Origin of the sequence: Acinetobacter sp. SFD, assembly GCF_001647575.1 — a bacterium.
Taxonomy (GTDB): Bacteria; Pseudomonadota; Gammaproteobacteria; order Pseudomonadales; family Moraxellaceae; genus Acinetobacter; species Acinetobacter pecorum.
Window position 1 is genome coordinate 80,544 of sequence record NZ_LSZJ01000017.1, and the last position, 6,432, is coordinate 86,975.

The 6,432-nt window shown below is 41.5% G+C and carries 7 protein-coding genes; 1 reads left to right on the plus strand and 6 read right to left on the minus strand.

All coding sequences use genetic code 11. The annotated features are described in order from the left end of the window. Positions 1-9: 9 nt before the first annotated feature. On the minus strand, positions 10-1,311 hold the full coding sequence (gene hisD, locus AY605_RS14305) for a histidinol dehydrogenase (RefSeq protein ID WP_171254985.1): 1,302 nt from the start codon (positions 1,309-1,311) through the stop codon (positions 10-12). Positions 1,312-1,479: 168 nt separating this feature from the next. On the opposite strand from hisD, the gene AY605_RS14310 reads away from it, so the two are divergent. Then, positions 1,480-1,830 (plus strand): hypothetical protein, encoded by a 351-nt coding sequence (locus tag AY605_RS14310; RefSeq protein WP_064097046.1) that lies wholly within the window; start codon positions 1,480-1,482, stop codon positions 1,828-1,830. Positions 1,831-1,873: 43 nt separating this feature from the next. Here AY605_RS14310 and hisG read toward each other — a convergent pair whose 3' ends face one another. From hisG to AY605_RS14335, 5 genes are all read right to left on the minus strand, one after another. Then, a complete protein-coding gene (hisG, locus tag AY605_RS14315) occupies positions 1,874-2,575 on the minus strand; it encodes an ATP phosphoribosyltransferase (protein ID WP_064097047.1) in 702 nt (233 codons plus the stop codon). Beyond that, complete coding sequence (gene murA, locus AY605_RS14320) at positions 2,575-3,831, minus strand: UDP-N-acetylglucosamine 1-carboxyvinyltransferase (protein WP_064097048.1); 1,257 nt, start codon at positions 3,829-3,831, stop codon at positions 2,575-2,577. Before murA ends, hisG begins: the two co-directional genes overlap by 1 nt. A gap of 7 nt (positions 3,832-3,838) precedes the next feature. Further along, positions 3,839-4,090, minus strand: coding sequence for a BolA family iron metabolism protein IbaG (gene ibaG / locus AY605_RS14325; protein ID WP_004646023.1), 252 nt, complete (start codon positions 4,088-4,090; stop codon positions 3,839-3,841). A gap of 133 nt (positions 4,091-4,223) precedes the next feature. Further along, complete coding sequence (hpf, locus tag AY605_RS14330) at positions 4,224-4,556, minus strand: ribosome hibernation-promoting factor, HPF/YfiA family (protein ID WP_064097049.1); 333 nt, start codon at positions 4,554-4,556, stop codon at positions 4,224-4,226. Positions 4,557-4,740: 184 nt separating this feature from the next. Beyond that, positions 4,741-6,192 carry an RNA polymerase factor sigma-54 gene (locus tag AY605_RS14335; protein WP_064097050.1) on the minus strand — a complete coding sequence of 484 codons (1,452 nt, stop codon included), beginning with the start codon at positions 6,190-6,192 and terminating at the stop codon, positions 4,741-4,743. Positions 6,193-6,432: the final 240 nt, after the last annotated feature.

Here is a 6,432-nt window from a genome sequence, read left to right on the forward strand (position 1 = left end):
CGGAATGACTTACTGATAACGATAACGTGCAGAACGTGCATGGGCATCCAGATTCTCTTGTTGCGCCAAAATATCTGCTGTTTTTGCTAAGGTTTTCACACCGTCTTGCGAGCACATGATCAAGCTCGAGCGTTTTTGGAAATCATACACGCCAAGTGGTGATGAGAAACGTGCAGTGCCCGAGGTTGGTAATACGTGGTTTGGACCGGCACAGTAGTCACCAATCGCTTCAGGTGTATAGCGACCCATGAAGATTGCACCAGCATGGCGAATATCTTCAGCCATTTCTTGCGCTTCATCTAAACAGAGCATGAGGTGTTCAGGCGCAACCTGGTTAATGAGTTCTACACCTTCTGCACGGTCTTTAACTAACACCAATGCACCGCGGTTCTCAATGGATGTACGTGCGATCTCAGCTTTTGGTAATGCTTCTAAATGCTTTTCGATCCATTCACCTACAGCATTTAAAAGTTCCTCATCAGGTGTAATGAATACCGCCTGTGCAACCGTGTCATGCTCAGCTTGTGACAGTAAATCCATCGCCAGCCATTCAGCATTATTTTCGCCTTCTGCATAGACTAAAATTTCAGAAGGACCAGCGATCATATCAATCCCGACTTGACCGAACACGGCTCGCTTCGCAGCAGCCACGAAACGGTTACCCGGACCTGTGATTTTATCGACTGATGGAATGGTTTCTGTACCATAAGCCAAGGCGGCCACGGCTTGTGCACCACCAATCGTAAATACGCGTGTCACACCGGCTAAATAGGCAGCGGCCAATACCAATGGATTGAGTTCACCATTGGGTGCAGGCACCACCATGATAATTTCAGGCACCCCCGCCACATGTGCTGGCACGGCATTCATTAACACAGAAGATGGATAAGACGCCAAACCACCGGGTACATAGATCCCCACACGATCCAGTGGGGTCACTTTTTGACCTAGTGTATTGCCTAAGGCATCCACATAAGTCCAGCCATCTTGCTTTTGTGCTTGGTGGAATTCCCGAATACGATTCGCTGCAAGTTCAAGCGCTTCCCGGACTTCCGTGCTTAGACCATCAAATGCTGCTTTCAATTGTTCCTGGGTCAGCTCAAGCTCTGAGAATTGATGCGCTGGATGTCGATCGAACTGTTGAGTGAGTTTAAGAACATGAGCATCACCATGCTGACGAACATCAGCGATGATTTGATCTACGGTTTTTAAAAGTTCGGGGTCACTCACAGTTTCAAAAGCCAACAAATCAGCAAAGACTTGTTTAAAGTTCTGATCTTGAGTCGATAAACGTCGCATCAATTTATCCACAATGAAAATAATGGGAGGCTTTAGTTTACCTTGTTTCCTGATTATTGTGGACAAGATTCAACTTGGAATGAAACAACTTTCATGAATAATTACTTTTGATTTTATTGCTAAACTCGTTCAATCTAGGCTCAAGATCAAAACATCATCCAAAAAAATAAGAGTATAAATATGGATGCTATACAGATTGCCCAGCAGTTTTCTCTCGGACACTTTAATCAACTGCATCCGTATATTTCGGATGACATTGTTTGGGAGATCATCGGTGAACGTGACTTAATAGGAAAAGAAACTGTACTCAATCACATCACTACAATTGAGAGATTTTTTCGAAACGCACCTCATCTATTTACGTTAAAAAACACCCATATTTGTCAAAATTTTATTATTATTCAAGGTCATGCAACTTTCCATTTACATGGTCTTGATCATATTATTGCTGCTTGTGATATTTATGAATTTAATCTCGACTCACAGATTATTAAAATTCAATCTTATTGTATTCCTATAAATCAGTTATAAAAAAAACCGCCCTATTAAGGACGGTTTTTGTGTTCAGCATAAATTATACTTTTTTCGCTTGCTCACGTGCTTCAACCGCTTGTTCCAGTTGAGCCAAAATCGGATTTAATAATGCCTGCTTACGCTTAAAGCTGGCTTTATTAACGATCAAACGTGAAGATACTTTACAAATTTCTTCAAGTGGCTCCAGACCATTGGCACGCAAGGTGTTACCGGTATCGACTACATCGACGATGTAATCACCCAGACCAACCAGTGGTGCAAGTTCCATTGAACCATACAGCTTGATCACATCCACTTGCTCGCCCAGGCTGGCATAGTATTGACGGGTTAAGTTGACGTATTTGGTAGCAATTTTCAGACGGCCTTTCGGACGCTCCATGCCCACTTTCCCTGCCGTCATCAGTTTACAGACAGCAATTTTTAAGTCGAGTGGTTCATAGACATTTTGCGCGCCATGTTCCATGAGTACATCTTTACCCGCAACACCAATATCTGCCGCACCATTTTCCACATAGGTCGGTACATCAGAGGCACGTAAAATTAAAATACGGACCTGTTTATGCGTGGTGGGGAAAATTAACTTGCGCGATTTATCTGGATCTTCTAAAAGATTAATACCAGCTGTTTCAAGTAAAGGTAACGTTTCTTTCAAGATACGTCCTTTACTCAATGCCAAAGTTAAACCATGATCAAAATTGCCCATTACGTCAAAGTTTGGATCATCGTTTCTCATATCGCTCATTAACTTACTCGCTTAATTTGGGCACCTAAACCTTGTAACTTCGCTTCAATATTTTCATAACCGCGGTCAATATGATAAATACGGTCAATCAATGTTTCACCTTCAGCGGCAAGTGCTGCCAATACCAAAGAGAATGAAGCACGTAAATCTGTCGCCATCACGGGTGCTGCAGAAAGTTTATCCACACCTGTTACGACTGCATCATTACCTTCCACCTGAATATTTGCGCCCATTCGTGCCAATTCAGGTACATGCATAAATCGATTTTCAAAAATGGTTTCTGAAATTGTCGCAAACCCATGGCCAATAGCATTCACCGCCATAATCTGAGCTTGCATATCTGTTGGGAAATCTGGATGTGGCAAGGTACGGAAGCTCACTGCTTTCGGACGTTTACCCATCATATCCAGTTCAATCCAGTCATCGCCACGGGTGACTTCTGCACCCATTTCTTCAAACTTTTCCAGCACAGCTTCCATCAGAGTTGGATCTGTATGTGTGGTTTTGATCTTACCACCCGTGATTGCAGCTGCAGCTAAATAGGAACCGGTTTCAATCCGGTCTGCAACCACTGAGTATTCACAGCCGTGTAAGCTCTCAACCCCAGTCACCACCAAGGTGTCAGTGTCTAGACCTTCAATCTTGGCACCCATTTTAATGAGCATTTGTGCAAGATCGGTGATTTCAGGTTCACGTGCAGCATTGCGAATTGTGGTGATGCCATCTGCTAACACTGCAGCCATCAGAATATTTTCAGTACCGCCGACAGTCACCATATCAAAGACCACTTCACCACCTTTCAGGCGACCATCGACTTTGGCATGTACATAACCGGCTTCTACTTCAATCTCGGCACCCAAAGCTTCCAAGGCTTTTAAATGCTGATCCACTGGTCGGGAACCAATGGCACAACCACCTGGAAGTGACACTTTTGCACTACCATAGCGCGCTAGCAATGGACCGAGCACCAAAATCGAAGCACGCATGGTTTTTACGAGTTCATATGGTGCAAACTGGTTATCTAAAGTAGAGGTATCAGCAACAACTGTATCGCCTTCATAAGTCATGGTAATCCCAAGACCTGCAATGAGCTGCACCAGCGTATTGACATCTTTCAGATTAGGCACATTTCTAAGCGTAATAGGAGTATCAGCCAGAATCATTGCCGCCAATAATGGAAGTGCTGCATTCTTTGCACCAGAAATACGCACTTCACCTTCGAGCTTAATACCGCCCTGAATTAAAAATTTATCCATTAAATGATTAAGCTCCAAATAAGCTTGCTTTGCGCCATTCTTCTTTTGTCATTGCTCGAATTGTCACTGCGTGAACTGCACCACTGGCAATATGGGCATTGAGAGGAGCATAAACAGCTTGTTGGCGTGCAACTGGACGCTTACCTTCAAATTGATCATCTACAATACGGAGATCAAATTTTCCGCCCTGACCACTCACAGCAACATCCGCCTCGGGAAAAGCGGCTTTTAAAATTTCAGTGAGCTGTTCATTATTCATCACAAGACCTCTAATAGGACTAAGGGTGTAAAACGAGCCATTTTACTATAAATAGCAAAAATAATTCATGAATCCCTACATTATATCTATAAAAAAAAGAGGCTTTTAAAACCTCTTTTTTATCATTTGTCCGTTATAGGACTAAAGCATGCTGCTGTAAATGTATTTCCCGGTATCGATCAATTTGCCGTTTAAGTTTTTCTGCTAATATTTTAATCGATGTATACATATCATCTGCGGTGGCGTGAGCAAAAAATTCAATGCCCGGTAATCGGATAATAGCCTCTGCGATATGATTACTACTGCCCTTTCTGGAGGGTTTATCGATTTGATGATCTTTGGAGAGTTTCACTTGCATACTATTCACCTGGTCCAGATGTTTCGTCATTTGTGAAAATTTGGTTTTTATACTTTCTTCAATTGCTGGCGTAATAGATAAATGATGTCCACGAATTGTTATTTGCATAGTTCTATCCCTCACCTTCGTTAGGATTAGAAGAGTCACAATATAAAACAACTTAAATACAGTAACTTATAAAATATATATTCCCATTTCAAGTCCTGAATAAAATCATTTTTACTGTCACTCAAAAGAAAGAAGATTCATTATGCTGTCATAATGAATCTCTAGAATAGCCAGATTTCAAATTTCAGATCAAGACTTTTCGCTCAGAAGATGAAGGAATATGTAACGATTCACGATATTTAGCTACCGTACGTCGTGCCACATCAATACCCTCATCTTTCAGAATGGTGGCGATCGCATTATCCGACAAAGGTTTGCGGGCATTTTCTTCAGAAACCAGTTTTTTGATTTTGGCACGAATGGCAGTAGAAGAGGCCTCCCCTCCTGAGGTGGTACCCACATGACTCGAGAAGAAATATTTCAGCTCAAATAAGCCTCGTGGGGTTAGCATATATTTATTAGTAGTCACTCGTGAAACTGTCGATTCATGCAATTCGACTTCTTCGGCAATATCTCTTAACACGAGAGGTTTCATGCCTTCCGCGCCGATCTCCAAGAACATTTTTTGATGTTCTACAATACAGGTTGCAACTTTCAATAAGGTTTTATGGCGTTCATCAATACTTTTAATAAAGTTTTTTGCTTCCAGCATTTGATTACGTAAATACTGATTATCATCACTTTGATCGGCACGACGAATCATTTTGGCATAGAACGAGTTGATACGTAACTTTGGCAGGATATCGGAGTTTAAATTGACCTGCCAACAGTTATCCTTTTTCATCACGACAACATCGGGTACCTGATAATCTGATTCCTTATTTTCAAATTCCAGTCCCGGGTGCGGTTTCAGAGTTTTTAGCAGATCCACTGCACAGCGCAACTGTTCTTGATTGAGTCCAGTTTGCTTTATCAGCTTAGGAAGTTCATTAGTAATCAATAATTCATAATGTTGCAGAAGTTTAATCGCATCATTTCGACAAGGCGTTGATGCGGGCAAATTATCAAGTTGAACCAGGAGACATTCTGCCAAGCTTCTAGAACCTACACCCACCGGATCTAAACGCTGGATATGTTTTAAAACGACTGCCACTTCATCATCTTCAATTTCTTCTTCAAAGTCCATAGAAGATAAAAGGTGTTGTACCGAAGCCGTAATTTCACTCAAATCTGCATCTAGAAAGCCTTTATCATCCAAGGAGTCAATAATGCAATAAGCAATCAATTTATCCACTTGGGAAAAATTCAATAGATTGATTTGCTCCAGCATATACTCCTGCAGAGTCTGATGTCCTTGACGATTATCTTCCCGCTCTTCGAATTCAGCCGCCCCGAGGCTCGTAGGCTGATGCGTATAAACATCATCCCAATCAGTATCTACAGGTAAGTCATCAGGCAGATGATTAGCATTAAGTTCATTGGTTAGATCATTATGTTCATTATCAGATTCAATAGTAGACAGGCTTTCAAGGGTAATTTGTTCTTCAACTTTTTCTAACAGAGGATTGCTATCAAGTTGCAACTGAACTTCCTGTTCTAGCTCCAGACTTGAAAGCTGCAATAACCGTATTGCTTGCTGTAATTGTGGAGTTAATGACAGCGAGTTCGCAATTTTTATGCCCACTGATAATCTCATTGTGACCCCCTTAATCAAAAATCTCGTTTTATAAGCAATTTTTATGCCGTTTTATTTTTTATAACATAGTTTTGTTTAAAAACATACAAAATGAATTCTTAATTTATAGTCTGTAGGGGTCAAATCACCTATCAGACGGTTCATTTTTAGAACATAAAAAAACACCCCCGGCCTTTAGACCGGGGGTGTTTCGAATAATGAGCTGGCGATGACTTACTCTCACATGGGTAATCCCACACT